Annotated in this window: 14 protein-coding genes; 9 read left to right on the top strand and 5 right to left on the bottom strand. The window is 53.3% G+C overall.

What is annotated here, in order from left to right; translation table 11 throughout:
* Positions 1-108 precede the first annotated feature (108 nt).
* The 4 genes from NYE26_RS21560 to NYE26_RS21545 all read left to right on the top strand — a co-directional run bounded on the left by NYE26_RS21560 (position 109) and on the right by NYE26_RS21545 (position 4,381).
* The gene (locus NYE26_RS21560; protein ID WP_339250020.1) at positions 109-1,653 is read left to right on the top strand and encodes an ABC transporter substrate-binding protein; all 1,545 of its coding nucleotides are present in this window, start codon (positions 109-111) and stop codon (positions 1,651-1,653) included.
* Between the two features lie 71 nt (positions 1,654-1,724).
* The gene (locus NYE26_RS21555; RefSeq protein WP_036724053.1) at positions 1,725-2,648 is read left to right on the top strand and encodes an ABC transporter permease subunit; all 924 of its coding nucleotides are present in this window, start codon (positions 1,725-1,727) and stop codon (positions 2,646-2,648) included.
* 12 nt (positions 2,649-2,660) lie between these two features.
* A complete protein-coding gene (locus NYE26_RS21550; protein ID WP_339250017.1) occupies positions 2,661-3,554 on the top strand; it encodes a carbohydrate ABC transporter permease in 894 nt (297 codons plus the stop codon).
* Between the two features lie 20 nt (positions 3,555-3,574).
* On the top strand, positions 3,575-4,381 hold the full coding sequence (locus NYE26_RS21545; RefSeq protein WP_339250015.1) for a Nif3-like dinuclear metal center hexameric protein: 807 nt from the start codon (positions 3,575-3,577) through the stop codon (positions 4,379-4,381).
* Positions 4,382-4,766: 385 nt separating this feature from the next.
* On the opposite strand, the gene NYE26_RS21540 is transcribed toward NYE26_RS21545, so the two are convergent.
* The 3 genes from NYE26_RS21540 to NYE26_RS21530 all read right to left on the bottom strand — a co-directional run bounded on the left by NYE26_RS21540 (position 4,767) and on the right by NYE26_RS21530 (position 7,353).
* Complete coding sequence (locus tag NYE26_RS21540) at positions 4,767-5,336, bottom strand: hypothetical protein (protein ID WP_339250013.1); 570 nt, start codon at positions 5,334-5,336, stop codon at positions 4,767-4,769.
* Complete coding sequence (locus NYE26_RS21535; RefSeq protein ID WP_339250011.1) at positions 5,333-6,961, bottom strand: FGGY-family carbohydrate kinase; 1,629 nt, start codon at positions 6,959-6,961, stop codon at positions 5,333-5,335. Before NYE26_RS21535 ends, NYE26_RS21540 begins: the two co-directional genes overlap by 4 nt.
* A gap of 119 nt (positions 6,962-7,080) precedes the next feature.
* Positions 7,081-7,353: a hypothetical protein gene (locus NYE26_RS21530; RefSeq protein WP_339250009.1), complete on the bottom strand. Its 273-nt coding sequence runs from the start codon at positions 7,351-7,353 to the stop codon at positions 7,081-7,083.
* Between the two features lie 283 nt (positions 7,354-7,636).
* Between NYE26_RS21530 and NYE26_RS21525 the strand changes: the two genes are divergently transcribed.
* From NYE26_RS21525 to NYE26_RS21505, 5 genes are all read left to right on the top strand, one after another.
* Positions 7,637-9,220: an acyl CoA:acetate/3-ketoacid CoA transferase gene (locus tag NYE26_RS21525; protein ID WP_339250007.1), complete on the top strand. Its 1,584-nt coding sequence runs from the start codon at positions 7,637-7,639 to the stop codon at positions 9,218-9,220.
* Between the two features lie 55 nt (positions 9,221-9,275).
* Entirely contained in the window at positions 9,276-10,514 is a 1,239-nt protein-coding gene (locus NYE26_RS21520) for an OFA family MFS transporter (RefSeq protein ID WP_339250005.1), read from the top strand.
* 57 nt (positions 10,515-10,571) lie between these two features.
* On the top strand, positions 10,572-11,525 hold the full coding sequence (locus NYE26_RS21515; protein WP_339250003.1) for a DUF561 domain-containing protein: 954 nt from the start codon (positions 10,572-10,574) through the stop codon (positions 11,523-11,525).
* Positions 11,526-11,636: 111 nt separating this feature from the next.
* Complete coding sequence (locus tag NYE26_RS21510; protein WP_339250001.1) at positions 11,637-13,019, top strand: sigma 54-interacting transcriptional regulator; 1,383 nt, start codon at positions 11,637-11,639, stop codon at positions 13,017-13,019.
* Positions 13,020-13,089: 70 nt separating this feature from the next.
* Entirely contained in the window at positions 13,090-15,207 is a 2,118-nt protein-coding gene (locus NYE26_RS21505; protein WP_339249999.1) for a serine hydrolase, read from the top strand.
* 592 nt (positions 15,208-15,799) lie between these two features.
* Here NYE26_RS21505 and NYE26_RS21500 read toward each other — a convergent pair.
* Entirely contained in the window at positions 15,800-16,945 is a 1,146-nt protein-coding gene (locus NYE26_RS21500) for an ankyrin repeat domain-containing protein (protein WP_339249997.1), read from the bottom strand.
* A 286-nt stretch (positions 16,946-17,231) separates the two neighbouring features.
* Positions 17,232-20,957 (bottom strand): glycoside hydrolase family 9 protein, encoded by a 3,726-nt coding sequence (locus NYE26_RS21495; protein ID WP_339249995.1) that lies wholly within the window; start codon positions 20,955-20,957, stop codon positions 17,232-17,234.
* Between the last annotated feature and the right edge of the window lie 90 nt (positions 20,958-21,047).

Below are 21,047 nucleotides of genomic sequence, written 5' to 3'. Positions count from 1 at the left end.
CTTCTTACTGAGTACGTTTTTTTATAAAAACAGCCCGTATTATTGAAAGCCCGCCCCCCTCCAGGGCAAGTACAATGAGAATGTAAATATAGAACAGGAGGCATGATCATGAAGAATAAAAAGGGGTTAGGTTCACTGCTGTTGTCCATGGTAATCTGCGGTTCGCTGCTCTCCGCCTGCGGCGGCAATTCCAATACATCGTCCAAGAATTCCGGGGATACGGAAGCGAAGGCCAAGGTGGCTGAGATTGTATTCGCACTGCCCTCCTTCAACCGGATTCCCGATGATCTGAGCAAGGTGACGAATGCGATCAACGCCATCACAACGGAGAAAATCGGGGTGAAGGTGGACTTCCGACTCTTCGGCCCGGCAGATTATGCCCAGAAGGTCAATCTTGCGCTCCAGAGCGGGGAGAAGATGGATATCTTCACCACCCTCGGACAATTCTCCAACTATGTATCCAAGAGCCAGGTGGCTCCGCTCGAAGAGCTGCTTACCGAACACGGCAAAGAGCTGACAGCCATTCTGGACAAGGATTTCGGGCCGGATATTCTCAAAACCACCACGATGGACGGGCATATCTACGGCATTCCTGTGAATAAAGGGATGGCGCTGCCGACCAATATCATCTACAACGCGGATATGCTCGCAGAGGCGGGCGTAGCAGCAGACTCCATCCAATCGGTAGAGGATCTGCCTGCGGTGTTCGGCGCAGTGAAGCAGAAGCTGCCGGATGTAGTTCCGTTTGGCCCGATTAATGTGAATCCGACAGATACCGGACTTGTGAACTGGATGAAGGGTGCGAGCAAGGTGGATTACCTGACCGATACCACCGGAGTCGGTGTCGTGATCGGTGACAACGGCAAGGTCGTTAACTTCTATGAATCGGATGTCTTCAAGAACGGAATTCAGATGATGAGAGACTGGTTCGAGGCCGGGTATCTGCAGAAGGATACTGCAACCACTACGATTACAGCGATGGAGATGGTATCCTCGGGGCGTGGCTTCTCCTTCCTGGGCGGCTACAGCGGCATGGAGGTTGGCAAGCAGCTGAGTGCACAGGTCGGCAAAAACATTGAGACCAAGCGCATCGCCCCGTTCTATTTCGATACAAGTGCCGTGAACTCGGTGACCTGGATGGTCTCTAGTACTTCGAAGGAGACGGAAGCCGCTGTGAAGTTCCTGAACCTGCTCTACACCGACAAAGAGCTGATCAACACCATTCTGTTCGGAATTGAAGGGGAGGATTACATCAAGGTAGATGAGCATCATGTGAAATTCCCTGAGGGCATGGACGCAAATACGGTACCTTATACCTCCATGCTCAGCTCCGGGATCGTCGGCTCCGAATCGCTTCAGTATCAGATGGAGGGAATCAACTGGTCGGATGTGGAACTGAAGCTGAAGGAGAATAAGGATACCGAAAGATCGCCGTATTTCGGCTTTATCTTCGACCAGGGTCAAGTGAAGACGCAGATGAGTGCTGTGAACAACGTAGTGAATCAATTCCTGCCGGCACTGGTCAGCGGATCGGTAGATCCTGAGAGCATTATTGCGAAATTCAACAGTGCGCTGAAGGATGCGGGTGCACAGGACATTATAGACAGCAAGCAGCAACAACTGGATCAATGGCTTGCCGCGCAAAAACAATAATTTGAATAAGCCTGCTGAGGGTAGAGCCGCTAATGGAGGCTCTGCCCCCCGGCAATGGAGGTGAATCCGGCATGACTGCCAAACCTAAATCCAAGCCACTCAAAAAAACACTTCCTTTATTAATTCTCGCGGGTCCGGGACTGCTGTATTTTCTCATTAACAGCTACTTCCCCATGTTCGGGGTGTTCATCGCGTTCAAGGATGTCAATTATGCCAAAGGCATCTTCGGCAGCGACTGGATCGGCTTCAAGAACTTCACCTTTCTGTTCCAGACCAGTGATGCCTGGATTATGACCCGCAACACCCTGCTGTACAATCTGACGTTTATCGCGCTGGGAACCGTAGTTTCGATCATCATTGCCATTCTGATGTCGGAGCTGCTGAACAAGCTGTACTCGAAGCTGTTCATGACCGGACTGATTCTGCCGAACCTGATCTCGATGATCGTGCTTTCGCTGCTCGTCTTCGCCTTTCTGAACGCCGACAGCGGGTTCGTCAATCATTCGATTTTGCGGCCGCTGGGGATACCGGAGATCAACTGGTATTCGGAGGCGAAATATTGGCCGTACCTGCTGGTCCTCATTCAGATCTGGAAGACGGCAGGCTACGGCTCAATTGTCTATTTTGCCTCGATTGCCGGCATTGACAAGAGCATCTATGAGTCGGCCAAAATCGACGGTGCCGGGAAGCTCAAGCAGATCCGCATGATTACTCTGCCGCTGCTGAAGCCGACCATTATTGTGCTGGTGCTGATGTCGATGGGCCGGATTTTCAACTCTGACTTCGGCCTGTTCTATCAGGTTCCAATGAACTCTGGTGCACTATACAGCACTACCCAGACGATTGATACGTATGTCTACCGCGCCTTGATGCAGCTCAATGATATTGGAATGTCGGCAGCCGCCGGTCTGTATCAGTCGCTGGTCGGCTTTGCCCTTGTGCTTACGGTCAATGCCATCGTCAAGAAGGTCAATCCAGAAAACGCTTTGTTCTAGGAGGAAATTCGGATGATCCAAACAAGAGGAGAACGAACGTTTACGGTGTTTTCTGCGGTCGTGATGATCCTGCTGACGGTTTTTGCTTTTTTGCCCTTCCTGCTGATTGTGATCGCTTCGTTCACCAATGAGACGACCCTGATCCGCAACGGGTACAGCTTTTTCCCGGAGCATCTAAGTCTAGACGCGTACCGGTATATTAAGTCCTCGGCGTACATTTTCATTAGAGCCTATGGCGTGTCCTTTCTGGTGACGATCCTGGGAACCGCGATTGGACTGCTGATAACAAGCATGCTTGCTTATCCGATGTCCCGGTCTGATTTCAAGTATCATAATACGCTGGCGTTTGTCGTCTTCTTCACCATGCTGTTCAGCGGGGGGATTGTGCCTTCATACATCATGTGGACCCAGTACTTCCATATCAAAAACACGCTGTGGGCGCTAATCCTGCCCAACCTGCTGGCGAACGGGTTCAACGTCCTGCTGGTCCGTAACTACTTCAAGAATAATGTGCCGCTGGAGATTATAGAAGCCGCTCAGATCGACGGTGCCTCGGAGCTGCGGACCTTCTTCCGCATCATGCTTCCGCTGTCCATGCCGGTCATGGCAACGGTCGGGATGTTTATGGGCCTGGCCTATTGGAATGACTGGATCAATGCGTTATATTTTGTATCTAAGCCGCAATTGTACGGTATTCAGAATCTGCTGATGCAGCTTATGAGCAACATCCAGTTCCTTAATTCCGGCCAAGCCGGGAATGTACTCGGAGCCGACACGGTATCGCTGCCAAGTACAGCGGTGCGGATGGCGATGGCGGTGCTGGGCATTGTGCCGGTGCTGTTCGTCCTGCCGTTCATGCAGAAGTACCTGACCCGCGGCGTGGTTATCGGAGCTGTCAAAGGCTAAATATGATAGGAGATGAGCGTATGAAAGTGCAAGAGGTGATTGACCGGATTCTGCTCGATTGCTGCGGGGGACGGAGGCTGGAGCAGACCTGTGATGTGCTGGCGAGCGGCAGTGAAGAGATGGAGGTCACAGGGATTGTCACAACGTTTATGGCGACGGTGGAGGTCATCAAGGAAGCCGTTGCGGCTGGGGCCAACCTGATCATTACCCATGAGCCGACTTATTTTACCGGAAGAGATTCGCTGGATTGGCTGCAGCAGGACCCGGTATATCTGGCGAAAAAAAAGCTGATCGAGGAGCACGGCATTACGATCTGGCGCTTCCATGACCATATGCATCTGGCGGATACGGACCGGATCTATGACGGACTGCTGAAGGAGCTGGATTGGGCAGATAAAAAGCTGGACGACAAGGACGCCTGGGGATATCTGATCGAGGAGACTACCGTGGGTGAGCTGGCCGGCTTCCTGAAGCAGCGTCTGGGGATGAAGGTGATTCAGATCGTCGGCAACCCGGAAGCGCCCTGCTCCCGTATCGGCATCCTTGTCGGCGGCGGCAGTCTGGGCCTCGGCCGGGAGCAGATGCCGATGGAGCTGATGCAGGAGAAGGGTCTGGATGTGATGGTCTGCGGCGACATTACCGAGTGGACCTTATGTGCTTACATCAATGATGCCGCCATGCTGGGCATGAACAAGGCGATGATCGTGATCGGTCACGAGCGCTCCGAGGAATGGGGCATGAAGTATATGGCCGAGTGGCTGGCGCCGCTGGTGGACGGGGTTCCGGTTACATTCGTGGATGCGAGGGAGCCGTTTGTGTATTTGTGAGGTGAGGATGGAGCGAGTTACAATCGTTCCGTGAAATGATTCTGACCTCGGGTGGCCCCCGGACCCCTCCGGCCTGCTTCTAACGGACTGGAGAGCCCTTATTTTGAGGAAAAACCTACTTTTACACCGCTTATCGGACTGAGATGCGCTTATTCGTCCACTAAGTGATGTTAATCGGTGGTATTACCACCAATAAGGGCCATGGAGTCCGTAACCTGCGTAAAAAGCGGCTTTTGGGCAGAATAAGCGCCTCTCAGTCCGCTGGGCAGATCCCGCAGAGTCAAATGCAAATGATGCTCGGCCTAGCCCAGACCAGTTATGCCGCAAGCCTGGCATAAATCAAAGGCAGCCATCTCCGCTACCGGGAGTATGGCTGCCTTTTATACTACTGCAAGACGTAATTGCCCGTAGCTCTGTACTTCCCTGCCTTGGCATCCCAGGTGAAGATCCCCTCGGCCAGGTCCCAGCCGCCGCCCTCGTCTTTGAAGTCCTTCCAGTATTGATGCAGGCGTCCCTTCTTATCGATCTCGGCTCCTTGATCCCCCATGAACTGAAGCTTCTTGGTCAGAGTGCCATAGTTCAGGCGGTAGACCGAGACCTGGGTGTTCGAGGGCAGATAATCCACGGTAACTGCCAGATGCTTCTCCGTAGGGGAGACAGCGAAGATTTGCATATCCGCTTCATCCTCTTCGAACTCCATAATCTGCTTATCAATTAGTACTGCTACACCCTTGGAGTTGACTAGATACAAATTGCCCGACTCCGTGAGCAGGAAGCTCTCCGGCTTCTGATCGTTATTCAGGTCTGCGGTCTTCAGCAACCGTACCGTTTCTCCCGGGAACTTCTGCTTGAGCAGTGCCTTGGCATCCGGCGCTTTAGCATAAGCCGAAGGGGCGGAGGCTATCAGCAGCAGGGAGGTAAGCAATACCGTAAGCCTGCCCATATCTATTTTCATCCGAGTTCTCCTCTCTTCCGGTTCTCCAGTAAATGATCTATCGCCGCCTGCTCGATGGTCAGCCCCTTGGTGTAACGCTCCATATAGAGAGCAAAGCCGTCCACATCAGTAGGGTCAGGCGTTACCTCCTGTCCTTCCATGTCACAGAACACCTTAGAGGTCAAGTAATCCGCCAGGCTCTCGTTCGGCTCCTTATGTATCATATAAGAGGCCAGAATGGCTATTCCCCATGCTCCGCCTTCACCAGCCGTAGACAAGACTGAGACCGGAACATTCAGTGCAGCGGCACAGATCCGCTGGCCGACCTGCGGGGTGCGGAACAATCCGCCGTGCGCTGAAATACGGTCAATCGTTACCCGTTCCTGCCCGGTCAGAATCTCCATTCCGAGTCTTAACGCAGCGAAAGCGCCATACAGATGAACTCTCATGAAGTTAGCCAGCGTGAAGCGGCTCTGCGGCGAACGGACGAACAGCGGACGCCCTTGGGCAAAGCCGGTGATATTCTCGCCTGAATAGTAGCCGTAGCTCAACAAGCCGCCGCCATCCGCATCCGCTTCCAGCACCTGGCTCAGCAGGACGCTGAATAACTGGTTCATGTCGGGCTTCAGCCCCATGGCTTCATGAAATTCACGGAACAAGCCGATCCAGGCATTCAGATCGCTGGAGCAGTTGTTGGCAAGAACCATAGCAACCGGGCTGCCTTCCGGTGTATTCACGATATCAATCTCAGGGTGGACCGCACTTAGATTCTGCTCCAGCACAAACATAGCAAAGACCGACGTCCCTACGGAAATATTGCCAGTTCGTTTCCTAACACTACCTGTAGCCACCATACCTGTTCCGGCATCGCCCTCCGGCGGGCATAGCGGAATACCGGCCTGCAAACGGCCTGACGGGTCGATCAGCCGGGCACCTGCTTCACTGAGATTTCCTGCATGCTTACCGGCCGTATACACTGTAGGCAGGATATCTTGCAGCTTCCAAGGATAACCCCTGCCGGCAGTTAGAGTGGTGAACTGCTTCACCATCTCTTCATTGTACTGCTTCGTTACTTCGTCGATGGGGAACATCCCGGAGGCATCCCCGATCCCGATAGCCCTGCGGCCCGTCAGCAGCAAGTGAACGTAACCCGATAGCGTCGTAAGATAATCTATTCTGGCCACATGCTCTTCACCGTTCAAAATAGCCTGATACAAGTGGGCGATACTCCAGCGCTCTGGAATTTTGAACTGGAATGTCCCGCTTAGCTCCGCAGCAGCAGCGCTTGTGGTGGCATTGCGCCAGGTACGGAAGGGAACCAGCAGTTCGCCGTACTGGTCCAGCACAATATACCCCTGCATCATGGCCGAGCAGCCGATGGAGCCGATTTTTTGCAGAGTTACGCTATAACGCTCCTGAACCTCCAGCTTCAACTGCTCATAGGCTGCCTGCACGCCCTGAAGCATTTCCTTCAGATCGTAAGTCCAGTATCCTCCGATCAATTGATTCTCCCATTCATAGGTACCGGATGCTATAACCTCGTAATGCCGGTCAATCAGCACCGCCTTGATCCGGGTGGACCCCAGTTCAATGCCCAGCGAAGTGTCTCCCCGCTCAATCGTTTCTTTCTTAGAAGAATTCCCCATGATAGAGCTACCTCTCTCTCCCATATGTAGTTGAACCGAATATAGCATAGGAGGTTGAATTTATACAACTCTTCCAATCCCACCCAGCGAACGTTGTCCCTATATAGGCTGATTTGGCCCTAATATACTGTTGCAAATCTGCGAATTCTGCCTGCTGAGAAATAAAATAAAATTTTTTTCTGCCAGATTCCCGGGTCTGCACTATGTTCTTCACGGGTTTGCACTATTTGCAGCTTGGTGAAGGGTGCCTGCGGGTTGTCTGGATAACGCCCAAGCCGGGCGCAAGCAAATAGTGTGGATATTTTGCAACGCTTGACCGTCTTCCGATTCAGGGGGAATTCGGTGTAGAGCAGGGGGCGATGCGGGCAAGCTTGTGAATTTTTGACGAACATTACGGCAGGTATTTCAGACGGTCCAGCGGAGCCAGTCGCAAATTTACAACACAAAAAAACCTTGATTTTAAGCCATTTCCGCCCTATTGACCGGTGCTTTTTTCTGTATTACGATGACCTTGAGAAATATTTCACAAACAAAACGAGGCAGCACAGAGCAGCAATAATGAGAGACACAGCAGGATGATAGAGACACGCAGCAGGAAGAGAGACACACACAGAAGGGCCATTATTTTTTTTAACAACTGTAGTGAAATAATTCACATAAAGAGGAGCAGATGAAATGACAAAAGTAATTTCAGCCGCCAAAGCAGCGGAACTCATCAAGGACGGAGACACGGTAGCGGCAAGCGGATTTGGATTATCCTGCTGGGCAGAAGAGATGGGGATCGCCATTGAAGAGCGCTTCGTACAGACCGGACACCCGAAGAATCTGACCGTGATGCACGCCAGTGCCGTCGGCAACCGCCGCGACAAGGGCATGAGCCACCTGGGCCATGAAGGCCTCATCAAACGCTGGATTGGCGGTATCGCGATCGCTTCCCCGGGATTGGCCAAGCTGATTGAAGAGGATAAATGCGAAGCCTACAACCTGCCTCAGGGTGTGATTACCCAGCTCTACCGCGAGATTGCCGCCAAGCGCCCGGGTGTGATTACCAAGGTGGGTATGGAGACCTTCGTCGATCCCCGCGTGGAGGGCGGCAAGATGTCCCCGTCTACCAAGGAGGACATTGTGAAGGTGATTGAACTTGAAGGTGAAGAGTGGCTGTTCTACAAGACCTTCCCGATTCAGATCGCCCTGATCCGTGGCACCGTAGCGGACGAGAACGGCAATCTGACGCTGGAAAAAGAAGGCCTGCACATGGAGGTTCTGCCGATCGCCCAGGCCGTCCGCAATTCCGGCGGTATCGTGATCGCCCAGGTAGAGACGGTGGCTAAGAACGGCACCTTGAATCCGAAGGATGTGAAGGTTCCGGGCATTCTGGTAGATTACCTCGTCGTGTCCACCCCGGAGAATCATTACCAGACCGAGAATACGCAGTATAATCCGGCGTTCTCGGGTCATGTCAAAGTGCCGGTCGAGTCGATTGAAATCCTGCCGCTGGATGAGCGCAAAATCATCTCCCGCCGCACAGCCGTAGAGCTTCAGCCGAATACCATTCTAAATCTTGGAGTCGGCATCCCGGTGAATGTAGCGAACATTGCCGCTGAAGAGGGCGTGGACGACCAGCTGATTCTGACGACAGAGGCAGGCTCGATCGGCGGAGTTCCCGCAGGACTGAAGGACTTTGGCCATGCGTACAACTCCGAGGCGATTGTAGATCATGATGCACAGTTTGACTTCTATGACGGCGGCGGTATTGACCTGTCCGTACTTGGCCTGGCCCAGACAGATGAGTCGGGGAATGTGAATGTCAGCAAATTCGGCACACGCGTAGCGGGCTGCGGCGGATTCATCAATATCTCTCAGGCGGCGAAAAAGCTGGTGTTCGCGGGTACTTTTACAGCGGGCGGGCTGCAGATTAAGGTAGAGAACGGCAAGCTGCACATCATTCAAGAGGGCAAAGCCAAGAAATTCATCTCAAAGGTACAGCAGATCACCTTCAGCGGATCCTATGCCGCCAAGGTAAAGCAGCCGGTTGTGTATGTTACGGAACGCGCCGTCTTTGAACTGCTGAACGGTAAAATGACCTTAACCGAAATCGCGCCAGGCATCGACCTGCAGACAGAGATTCTGGATCAGATGGACTTCAAGCCCGTCATTTCACCGGACCTGAAGGAAATGGACGCGGCTATGTTCCAAGAGAACTGGGGCATGCTGAAGTCGATTATCGCCGATAAGAACCGGGTGCTGCAGGAAGTGTAGTTAATGTAAATACCGTAAGCTGAACTTATAAACCAACTAAAAGAGGGATGATACCATGAACGTACAGTTGAACCGCTGGAGGATCTTGATTGCCTCAACGATCATTAATATCTGTGTAGGCGCCATTTATGCTTTCAGTATTTTCGCATTGCCATTAACGAAGGTTTTCAGCGTGAGCATGCCGGATATTATGATTGCTTTTACCATCAATGCAGCGATTTCCCCGATTCCGATGATCCTGGGCGGTAAGCTGGTGGATAAAGGGGGAGCGAGGAAGGCGGTCTTCATCGGCGGTGCGATGTTCGGGATTGGCTTCATTCTCTCGGGCCTGGCTACTGCACCTTGGATGCTGTATATCACCTATGGTGTCATTACCGGGATTGGCCAGGGAATTGTGTATTCCTCGACCATTGGCAACAGCGTGAAGCTCTTTCCGGATAAAAGAGGTCTGGCAGCGGGGATCGTTACAGCCGGATATGGCGGCGGCACCATCGCTATCGCTCCTATCGCTAATGCGCTGATCACCAGCAATGGTGTACAGTCTGCCTTAATTACACTCGGTGTGGTTTTCCTGGTGATTATTCTAGGGCTTGGCCTGCTCGTCAAACCCGCCCCGGCCGGTTATGCTCCTGAAGGCTGGACCCCTCCGGTAACCGGAGCAGCCAAGGCTTCTGTGAATGTACCTTGGAATGAAATGATTAAGAAGCCATTATTCTATGTGATTGCCTGCCTGTTCCTGATCGGTGCCCTGTCTGGTATGATGGTAACCGCGAACGCATCGGTAATCGGTCAAAAAATGTTCGGCTTAACCGCCGCCGCCGCAGCGCTGTATGTCAGCTTGTACTCACTGAGCAACTGTCTAGGCCGTGTGTTCTGGGGCGCAGTGTCCGATAGAATCGGCCGCGTGAAATGCCTGCTCATGATTTATCTCGTCATTTCGGCGATGATGCTTACGATTGCTCTATCCTCTTCTGTAGCCGGATTTGCTGTCGCCATTGCTGGCATCGGCCTATGCTTCGGCGGAACGATGGGCATCTTCCCGTCCATTGTCGGTGAGAAATTCGGCATGAAATATTACGGCGTGAACTACGGGGTCACCTTCATCGGCTACTCGGGAGCCGCCTTCTTCGGACCGAGAATTGCCGGTAGTGTAGCAGCAGCCAATGACGGCAACTTCACGAATGCTTTTTACATCGCGCTGGTCATCTCCCTGGTCGGCTTCGCCTTAACCTTCGTCTACAAAGCGATGGAGAACAAGCAGAAGCCCGGGCCGGAAGTGGCTAAGGCGGCTTAAGGAAAGGCCGGACGTTCAAATGTTCACAACATTAATTAATATATGGAGGTCATTATAATGTCGATTACACAACTGTTAGGAATTAAATATCCGATTTTCCAGGGCGGTATGGCTCAGATTGCTGTGTCTCCACTGGTAGGCGCTGTGTCCAACGCGGGCGGGCTGGGCATTATCGGCTCCGGCGGCTTCACCGCCGACCGGCTCCGTGACGAGATCCGCAAGGCCAAAGCAAGCACTGACAAGCCTTTTGCCGTCAACCTGATGCTGATGATGAACAATATCCCTGAGCTGATCCAGGTTATTATTGAAGAAGGCGTGAAGATTGTAACCACAGGCGCAGGCACACCAGCTCCCTATATGCCGATTCTGAAGGAACATGGCATTATCGTGATTCCGGTAGTCCCTTCGGTCAAAATCGCCAAGAAGATGGAAGCACTCGGAGTTGACGCCATTGTTGCTGAAGGTACTGAAGCGGGCGGACATGTAGGTGAAACAACGACTATGGCCTTGCTGCCGCAAGTCGCCAGCGCGGTATCGATTCCGGTAATCGGGGCCGGCGGAATTGCCGATGGACGCGGGATTGCCGCTGCTTTTGCCCTCGGAGCACAGGGTGTTCAGGTGGGAACCCGGTTCCTCGCGACTGTGGAATGCCCGACACACGAGAACTTCAAGCTGGCGGTTATCAACGCCGATGATACTAGCACAACCGTAACTGGCCGCAGCCTTGGCGGTCCGGTAAGAAGCATCAAGAACAGCATGATTGCCGAATTCCTCAGAATGGAGAATGAGAAGGCATCGCGTGAGGAGCTGGAGAGCTTAAGCCTGGGCTCGCTGCGCAGAGCTGTGTTTGAAGGGGATACCGATACCGGGTCCGTGATGGCCGGACAGATCTGCGGGATGGTTAACAAAATTACCACCGTGGAAGAGATGATTACCACCATGTTCGCTGAGGCGCAGGAAGTCATGGACAAGATGGGCAAAGTAAGCTTTGAAGCTGTAGCACATGCCTAATTAAGGTTTTGCTAACCATTAGCCAAATGGTATCATTTATATAATGATGCGGTTTGGCTTTTTGTCTAGGTGGAATGTAAGCGTTAATCTCATGGGTTAGGACTGATGAAGGTGACCAAAAAAAATAAAAATACAGGTAAACCCGCTTTCGAAGAACTCGTGGAAGAATATCCGTCAACATTATTTGTTACCGATCAGAACGGGAATATCTTAATCTCCAATGAATTTACCGCGCTAACCATTGGTATCCATCTGGAGGAGCTGCTTAAGGCGAACGTTCAGGATCTGGTCAAGGCGGGCTATTACGCTCACTCTATTACTATGGAGGCTATTGCGACCAAGCAGAAGGTATCCAAAACCGTCAATACCTCCAGAGGCTTCCATGTCTTCTCGTCGGCGATTCCCATTCTGGATAAGGACGGGGAGGTACAACTGGTCGTTACCACCTCCAACGAATTCAGCCAGGAGCAGAACTATTATGAAGCAAATGTGCCTGTCGCCCAGCAGATCCATAAGCAGTTAGGCGGTATGGCGGCAGAGAAGAAGAAGGGCATCGTGGCTGAGAGTCTGGCGATGAAGCAGATTATCAAGGTCTGCAACCAGATTGCTTCTTACGACAGCAAGGTGCTGATCTACGGCGAATCCGGGACGGGCAAAGAGGTGATCGCCAAGTATATCCATCTGAAGAGCGAGAAGTGGAAGGGACCGTTCATTCCGATTAACTGTGCTGCGATTGCTCCGGCTCTTTTTGAATACGAATTATTCGGGTACGAGAAGGGTGTGCTTGAGGGGCAGACGGAGGTCAAGGCCGGTATGATCGAAATTGCGAATGGCGGCGTGCTGTTCCTCGATGAGATTGCCGATCTGCCGATGGAGATGCAGGCCAAATTACTGCGGGTGCTTGAAAATAATGAAGTAAGGCGCGTGGGCGGCATTACCAATATTCCGGTCCATTGCCGCGTGATTGCAGCTACCAACCGGGATCTGTGGAGTCTGGTCAAGAAGGGGCTGTTCCGCGAAGATCTGTATTACCGGATTAATGTGATTCCGATTCATATTCCGCCGCTGCGTAACCGGAAGCTGGACCTGGTAGGGTTAATCTCCAACTTCATCACCAGCTTCAATGAGATGTACGGCAAGAAATATGTGCTGAGTGCCGAAGAATTCGATAAGATGCTGAACCAGCCCTGGCATGGGAATGTTAGAGAATTAAGGAATTACATCGAGCGGCTGGTGGTAACCGAGCATGTGGGCCAGAGCATACAGGAAGAGGAGCAGATTGGCGACTGGTTCTCTCTCGACCACTTCATTGAGAAGAATAAGCATCAGCTCGCAAGTCTGAAGGATTTCACTGCTGTAGCGGAGGGCCATTATATCAAAAAAGTGCTGCAGGATTGTGCCGGAAACGGGACGGAGGCGGCCAAGAAATTAAGTGTGGACAGGTCGGTGATTTACAGAAAGCTGAAGAAGATGGACGAGGTGCTGCAGAATTAAATGAACCATTCTCCAGGTTAAGGCGTATTAACTACTATGCCTATTAAACTATGGAAATGGAGTGAAGTGAATGAAATTGTCAATATTGCGCCGCCGCTCTGCCTTTTGGACGAGGACCGTGCTTTCGGCTGCACTGGTTCTGACACTTACGGCTCCGGCTGTTCAGGCCGCCGCCGTTCCCCCTGCTTCTACCGCTCCGGCAGCTGCCAATGCAGCGGCCAAGCCGCTGACAACAGAGAATGCTGCGGCCTTCCTCAAGCAATTCTTCAGTTCGGATGCGGTGAAAGCGCAGCTATCCGGTGCGGTTGTTGTGGTGGTGAAGGATGGCAAGACGGTTATTGAAGAAGGCTTCGGATTCGCGGATAAGGATGCCAAAAGTAAGGTAGACCCTGACAAAACAGTCTTCCGTCTGGCCTCGGTATCCAAAACCTTCACTGCGACTGCCGCCATGCAGCTCTTTGAGCAAGGCAAACTAGATTTGAAAGCGGATTTTCAAGTCTATACCGGTCCGATGGCCTTCGACAACCCCTTCGGGTTTCCGGTAACTGTGGGGGATCTGCTGACCCACACCACCGGCTTCCGCATTCAAGACCCGCTGCCGGAAGACATCAATCAGGACTTCACCACCAAGGTGTCCATTGAGGATTATGTGGTGAAGCATATGCCTCCGGTGGTGCGTGAGCCGGGCACTTCCTACATGTATGACAATTTCGCTTCACTGCTGCTCGGTCTGGTGGTGGAGAAGGCCAGCGGCATGCCTTATGAGGATTATATGCAGCAGCATGTCTTCGCCCCGCTGAAGATGGATTCAAGCGGTTTCCTGCTGGAAGGCAAGCTGAAGGACAATCTTGCTACAGCCTATGACGCCACGGGCAAAGAGGTTGATCTCTACAACGTGACGCCAACCGTGATGCCGCATGGCGGCATGTTGTCTACTGGCGATGATGTTGCCAAGTTCATGACGGCTTTTCTGAACGGGGGAGCCGTTGACAATAACCGTATTCTTAAGGAAGACACTGTAAAGTCTATGGAGGAATACCGCTCCACAATTCATCCTTTGCTGCCGAACACTACCTACGGCTTTGAAGCGCCGTTCCAGCTTCCCGGAGCTGGCAGCAGCTCCAAGATTATCACCAAGGCCGGTGATTTGATCGGCTTCAGTTCGTATATGTTCCTTATTCCCGAGCAGAACACTGGGGTGTTCATTGGCTATAATCAGCAAAGTGCACTGCGGGAGCTGTTCTATCCGGCCTTTATCCAGACATTCTTCCCGCAATATGCCGCACCAGTGAAGCTGGATGCCTACAAGCCGATGAGCGCTGAAGCGCTGAAGGCATTCACCGGCTACTATGCGGATCTTCGTATGAAGAGTCTGGTGTCTACAGTCTCCGTGCAGAATGGTGCGCTAATGATTAATGACGCTTTGCTGGGTTCCCGCAAGCTGATTCAGGTAGATGATAATCTGTTCACGGATGAGCTGACCGGCAAATTTACAGGCTTCACCATGAAGGATGACGGAGGAAGCGCTTATCTGAAGGAGCCTTACCTCAATCCGTTCAGCTACGGGCAAAAGGGACCGGATGGCGTTGGTTATGCCGATGTTCCCGCGAGCCATCCTTATGCCACTCCGGTACAGATGCTCCAGTCGCTAGGGTATCTGCCGAACGATGCCACGCTGAGCTTCCAGCCTGACTCGGGTATTACGCGCGCCCAGTATGTTCGCCTGATGATGGAGAGCAGCGGACTTAAGGGAAGCACTACTGAGAAGCTGGCCTTCCCGGATCTGCAGGGCCATCCCGATGCCGCTTACATTCAGCAGGCTGTTGAGATTGGAATGATTGAAGGAACGGCCAGCGGAGAGTTCCAGCCGGACCGGGTCATCTCCCGCCAGGAGGCGGCAGTCATGATCTGGAGAATGTATAATAAGCAATATCCGGATAAAGCGTTCCAGAACGTGAAGCTATCCGGCAATACAGACAAATGGGCCGTTCCGGCCGTGAAGATGGCGGTCGCTCTGGGCCTGTATGGACCAGACTTCAAGCCGGATGCTAAGGGCGCTATGGATTACAAGTCCAAAGCCGCGCTGAGCAAGAAGGAGAATGCAGCGATCTTGTATGCGTTGTTCACGAACCCGATCAATCAGATCGTGAGCCAGCTGTCGGCGCAGGCTGGGGATGGGGGAAAGTAAGGGATATTTGGGGGGGACTGTCCCAACGGGCAGCTACCTTGATAATGAGTGACAGGACCGGCCTTGGGCCGGTCCTGTTTGGTTCTGGCGCTCCAGATGTTGCGGGAAGCGGGCTGTTGGCGGGCATGAGGTGCATAAGTACACCTGATTTCAAAAATAGTTGGCGGATTGAGCACCAGGCATATGGCCCGAATGTATGTGGAAAACAGCATACATTGTGCTGGTAAGCAGGTATATGGCCCGAATGTATGTGGAAAACAGCATACATTGTGCTCAAACGTAGGTGATGGCCCGAATGTATGTGAAAAACAGCATACATTCATTGTGCTGGTACGCAGGTATATGGCCTGAATGTATGTGGAAAACAGCATACATTGTGCTGGTACGCAGGTATATGGCCCGAATGTATGTGAAAAACAGCATACATTGTGCTCAAACGTAGGTGATGGCCCGAATGTATGTGGAAAACAGCATACATTGTGCTGGTACGCAGGCATATGGCCTGAATGTATGTGAAAAACAGCATACATTGTGCTCAAACGTAGGTGAGCAAATGAGGAGCATAAGTGCACCTGATTCCGCCCAGTGCAACTTACTGTTGTGCAGACTTAGCGCCCAGGCCCTCCAGCCATGCGGCCAGTTCCGTGGCATGGCTGCGCATCGCGGCGTCCAGGGGAGTGAGGCCGTCCCATGGGGAAGGCCAGTTCAACTCGGCGCCCCGGGCGAACAGGCATTCGGCGGCGGCGCGTTGTCCGCCGTGGCAGGCGCACCAGAACGCTACGTTTATCTCGTCCGGTGCTGCTGAAGCGGAGCTTGCACCCCAGGGGTAGCGGCGCGGAAGCGGATGTCCGGCGAAGTGTGCCTCCATCGCATCTAGCAGACCGAGTGCCGCCGCGTGCCAGAGTGCAGGCTGCGCACCGCGTTCCACCAGCCGCTGCGCCGCCCGCCATTGTGCGAACGCCACGGCATCGTCCAGCGGGGTCCCGCCAGCGATAACCGCACCCGATGCCTCGATGTCGGCCCCGGCATCGAGCAGCAGGTCCAGTACCTCGACGTCATCGCAGCTCGCTGCCCAGTGCAGCGGCGTCTCGCTGTGCGGACCGCTGAACTGCGCATTTACCTCCGCGCCTGCCTCAATCAGCGCGGTAACAACCGCTGCATTGTTGGGATAATGCCCCGGCCAGTCGGTAGCAATATGCAGGAGCGTGCGGGACATCCCGCGATCAGTGCCGCCGCCAGTGTTCTTACCGTTTGCCCCAGCGTCTCCGCGAGTAGTACCGTCGCCAGAGTTGTGGCCGTTTGCCTCAGAGTCTCCGCGATTAGTACCGCCGTCAGTGTTATCGCCGTTTGTCCCAGCGTCCCCGCAATCGTTGCCTCCGCCAGTATTCTCGCCGTTTGTCCCAGCGTCTCCACTATCAGCAACACCAAGGCTCACGCTACTAGTTCCAGCCTCGCTAGTTTTCCCGCCGCCAGCCCCAGTGTTACTAACGTCCTCACCGCCTGTCTCAGCGTTACCCAAGCCCCTGTTACTATTCCCAGTATCACTAGTCTCCCCGCTGCCGGTCCCTTCATTACTTGCACGTCCCTCTTCAGTCCCGGCAATTCGGGCTGTAGCCAGCCCCGGTTTTCCGGCAAGTAATTGAGTCAACCCCGGCACATCGCCTGTACGAATTGCCTGCACAACAGACTTCGCCAGCGGATCATCAACAGTCAGCCACATGATATCTTTATCGCCCATAGTAGAACTCCCTCCGTTCATCCGCTATCGTCCCAATCTCCGACATCCTGCCAACAGTCTGCGGGTTATAGCTGTGATAGCCCCGATGTTACAGCGATGCACCCTGGTAACTTCGCTGTCAGACTGCACCGCTGTACATGAATATAGTATATCCTTTCTCTATTCTGCCTTCAAACTCGCATATTTTCTCCCGCTGAAGCGTGGGATATCCTTACGGCTCTTCGCTAAATCTGTACTCATCGCTAATCCTACAGCTCTCCGCTAATTCCGCGGAACCCCGCAACTCCTACTGTCCTTCACTAACCTCAGGACCACTCTGCACCCCGGTGCTTACTGCATCGGTGAAGGTGTCGGTGGTGTGGAAATAATAGGAATGCTGGCCCGGGGACAGCTTGGTAGTATATTGATAGATTCGGCCGTCCACATAATTATTGTCACTTGGATTGGCAGGCTGCATGGTGCGGACGACGCCGTCCAGAATCAACTCCATAGCGAACGGGGCCTGATTGTCGGCATCCGTATAAGTGACAGTGAAGGTATAGTCCGTCTGTGTGGTGCCGGTAGTGTGATTTACGCCGCCTGCGGTCAGGGTGGGTGCGCTTCCGCTGATTTTGTTGGTCGCTTTAATCTCGTCAACCAGCATTTGGCCTGGAGTGACGGTGTTTTGTTTCAGCCAGATGGACATCTTGAGCGTCCGTTTATCGATGGCAGGTGTCAGGGCATTGAGATCGAATTGCAGATCACTCCAAGTGGATGGAACCTCGAACCAGCCGCCGGTCAGATTGTAGGTTCGTTTGCCGTCACTGAGCTCAATCCGGGTCCTGAGATCAGGAGAGGCAGGATTCTTCAGCGTAATATTCAGATATTGATAGCCGCTCAGATCGACCACATCGTTCCAAGGCTGGAACTTGGCCGCAGAATTCACACTGGCCGGCGTCTGGGCGAATTGGCCCGCAGAGCGTCCGTCGGCAGTAAGCTTGGTGAACGTTCCCGTGCCGCCATTTTGATTATACCAGTTGACCCAGGTGGTGTTGGCCGCTGAACCGCCCCAGAAGCCGCCGCCTCCGAAATCATCATAGAGCAGCGGAGTGGAAGGGTCCGGCAGCGCCGGAGCTACAGTGTAATGTGTGGAGCTGTAGGTGTACCCGCCGGATGGGTCTTTGGCGCGGACATCGACTCTTTTATTCGTGTAAGGCAAGGATTGGCTCTCATCAATGACCGCAGCGTAGACCGCGCCACTCACTGTGGAATACACGTTACCGGAGACCGTCATCGGCTGATAGGGCAAGCCGGTAGCCGCATATTCGACCTGACTCAGCTCCTCGCCCGCACGCGCGAATACCGTTACATTGCCGCGCACCCATTCTCCAATCACAGGCGAGAGGACCGGCAGGGCCGGCGGCACAGAGGCAACATCCGCACCTGTTCCCGGAGTAGCGCTCAAGCCCATAACAGTGTAGAGTAATCCGGCCTGAATGCTGATGCTGAACTCGTTATACCGCCACTGGTTCGTATCATCCAGGTAGAGGGAGCGGTCCTGATACCACGGGCTTATGCTGCTCTTGTTCTTGGGGTCCTTCATATTAGGCCCGCTGACCATCGCTCCCGGAAGAATAATCCCGGTGTCTCCCGGCGTATTGGATTCCTCATTGTAGCGGGTATGCGGGAACATCACATGATGGGTGCCGATGCCGGAGACCCAGCTGATATTCCACGGATTCTCTCCGAACACCCAGTACATCCCCTTCAGCACCCCTTGCAGCGCTGCCGGATCACCGAATAATTCATAGTACCGCAGCAGATCGCCCAGGTAAGAGGCATGAGGCTCGTTCACCCCGAAGTTTTTGAACTGGTTCAGCACCCCGTACGGGGTATCATCGGTCATGGAGAGGAAGTAATCCGCTTGCCCCTTCAGCAGGCTATGAATATGAGATTGTGTGGCGGCATCGGCAACCGGATAGAACTCAGCCATGGACATCGGACTCATATCCCAGTAGTTAGTGGAGGAGATGTCGCCCAGGGTCAGTGCGCTAATTGTAGCGGTGGCAGCATTCTTGTATTTGGCTTCGCCGGTCAGCAGGTAGAGCTCAACATCCGCCAGCAGCTTGGAATTGGGAATCCCGCCTCTCGTGGAATAAGAGCCGATAGGTCCGTCAGGATGGGCAACCACATATTCATAAAAGATTACCGCCGCGCTCTCACATTGTTCAGCGAATTCCGTTAGCTCTGCAAGTTGAGCGGATGCGATATCTCCTTCGTCAATCGCTGTACGGATCGCGCGTGCGGTGGCGGCAAGCGTACCTGCTGACTTGGCCGAGCCGCCGACACTCAGGTCCGTCAGCTTGCGGTCATCGGCGGTGCCGGAGACATTGTCGGTGGATTTCTCAGGATGGACGAATGAGGCGTTATTCCTGAGATTGTACATCTCTCCGCCGAGCTGATCCGCGAACTTGATCAGATATTCACTGCCGAAGACGGCTTCGTCCACCAGGTCAGGAATCCCGTTGCTGTCGTTATCATACTTTACACTGTTATGGTCAGCATAACGGATATAGGCCAGGGCGATCTCCGCGCCGACCCACTGGTTGCCGCCGTATTTGCCGTAATCTCCAGCGTCATACCAGCTGCCGGTCAGATCATAATGAGTCAGGCCGTCCGCAGACTGCGCATCATCCAGATGGCCTGCCCCGTGGTAGAGCTTGGCTGAAGGCGCTACACTGCTGTACCCCGCAGGATAAGCATCGCTGGTCGCGACCGAGGCGCGCAGCAGCCGGTAGAAGGCGGTCATCTCATCCTTATATTGATCCCACAGGTTCGGAGCGATCTCAAAAGGATAAGAATACACCTGATTGCTCCGTACTCTATAATTGTTCCCGGAAGCTGTGAGCGGGGTGAAGCCGATAGCGTAGACATGCTTGTTCCAGTGCAGACCCTCATAGGTCATCGTGCCGGAGTAGACTACGTTAGTTCCATCCAGTATTTCATAAGTGGCATCTGTGACCGTGGTGTCCGAGATGAATTTCGCGTTCTTGATATCACCTGCGCTATATCCGGCCTGACTCACAGCAATATCAATTACGGAGGAGACCTGGACAACACTCAGCGCCTGGACACTGGTAGCGACTTCATCGGAGGTTGTATCGGTGGTGCGAAAATAGTAGGTATGAGCGCCTGCCGGCAGCTTCGTTAGGAAGCTATATTTTTTGCCGTCCGTATAGGTTACATCTGCTGGGTCGGATTCACGCATTACATAGGCGGTATCATCGATAATGACCTGAACAGCGAAGGGGGCTTCATTATCTGCATCGGTATAGACGGCTTCAAAGGTAAAATCCGTATTCTGGTTGTAGCTGCCGTCCGTATTGGCTGTCATCCCTGCCGGGCTTAGCTGGGGAGCGGACCCGCTGGATGCTGTAGTGAACACAATATCATCGACCAGCATCTCGCCGTAAGTCCCGCCGCCTTGTCGCAGCCAGATTTCCAGCTTCACCTTCTTCTTCTGAATCTTGGGCGACAAGGCATCGAGATCGAACTGCAGATCGGTCCAGGCAGCCGTGGCGGGAACATAACCCCCGGTCAGATTGTAATTGGTAATCCCGTCGCTGATCACGACACGAATGAGGGACTGGGCATACCCTGCATTGTTCAGCGACAGATTCATATAACGGTAGCCTGAGAGGTCGAAGGTCTCGTTCATTGGCTGAAACTTGGCCCAGGAGGAGGAGGAGCTTGGGGTTTGTGTGAATTTTCCAATGGTGCGGGTGCCTTGGGTGGTCTTGGTGAAGGTTCCGCTGCCGCCGCTCTGATTGAACCAGTTGGTCCAGTTCTGCTTGAACACGCCTCCGCCGGCGAAATTATCGTACAAGAGAGGGTGAGCGGGACCCGGCAAGGGAGCGACAGCAGCGGCGGCAGGCCGGGGGGACAGAGCAACACTGCATAGAATTAACAACAGACTGAGGCTTACAGATACGAACTTGTTAAACCTCTGGGGGAATGGACTTCGGATGAACATCGTAGAACCTCCTCATAATGAAATATCGTTAACCCGGCTCTCCTTTCTTTTATATGAAAACGCTTGCAAAGGTAGCATAAAAGAGTTACT

The sequence above is a fragment of the Paenibacillus sp. FSL P2-0136 genome (assembly GCF_037975325.1).
GTDB classification, from domain to species: Bacteria; Bacillota; Bacilli; order Paenibacillales; family Paenibacillaceae; genus Paenibacillus_AQ; species Paenibacillus_AQ silagei.
Note: the sequence above shows the minus strand (reverse complement) of the source record. Positions and strands in the feature narration are given on the sequence as shown.

Coding starts and splice junctions, on each gene's coding strand:
- NYE26_RS21545 (WP_339250015.1), top strand. CDS start 3,575: ATGAAAGTGCAAGAGGTGATTGACCGGATTCTGCTCGATTGCTGCGGG.
- NYE26_RS21535 (WP_339250011.1), bottom strand. CDS start 6,961: ATGGGGAATTCTTCTAAGAAAGAAACGATTGAGCGGGGAGACACTTCG.
- NYE26_RS21505 (WP_339249999.1), top strand. CDS start 13,090: ATGAAATTGTCAATATTGCGCCGCCGCTCTGCCTTTTGGACGAGGACC.
- NYE26_RS21500 (WP_339249997.1), bottom strand. CDS start 16,945: ATGGGCGATAAAGATATCATGTGGCTGACTGTTGATGATCCGCTGGCG.
- NYE26_RS21555 (WP_036724053.1), top strand. CDS start 1,725: ATGACTGCCAAACCTAAATCCAAGCCACTCAAAAAAACACTTCCTTTA.
- NYE26_RS21530 (WP_339250009.1), bottom strand. CDS start 7,353: ATGTTCGTCAAAAATTCACAAGCTTGCCCGCATCGCCCCCTGCTCTAC.
- NYE26_RS21560 (WP_339250020.1), top strand. CDS start 109: ATGAAGAATAAAAAGGGGTTAGGTTCACTGCTGTTGTCCATGGTAATC.
- NYE26_RS21515 (WP_339250003.1), top strand. CDS start 10,572: ATGTCGATTACACAACTGTTAGGAATTAAATATCCGATTTTCCAGGGC.
- NYE26_RS21540 (WP_339250013.1), bottom strand. CDS start 5,336: ATGAAAATAGATATGGGCAGGCTTACGGTATTGCTTACCTCCCTGCTG.
- NYE26_RS21495 (WP_339249995.1), bottom strand. CDS start 20,957: ATGTTCATCCGAAGTCCATTCCCCCAGAGGTTTAACAAGTTCGTATCT.
- NYE26_RS21520 (WP_339250005.1), top strand. CDS start 9,276: ATGAACGTACAGTTGAACCGCTGGAGGATCTTGATTGCCTCAACGATC.
- NYE26_RS21550 (WP_339250017.1), top strand. CDS start 2,661: ATGATCCAAACAAGAGGAGAACGAACGTTTACGGTGTTTTCTGCGGTC.
- NYE26_RS21525 (WP_339250007.1), top strand. CDS start 7,637: ATGACAAAAGTAATTTCAGCCGCCAAAGCAGCGGAACTCATCAAGGAC.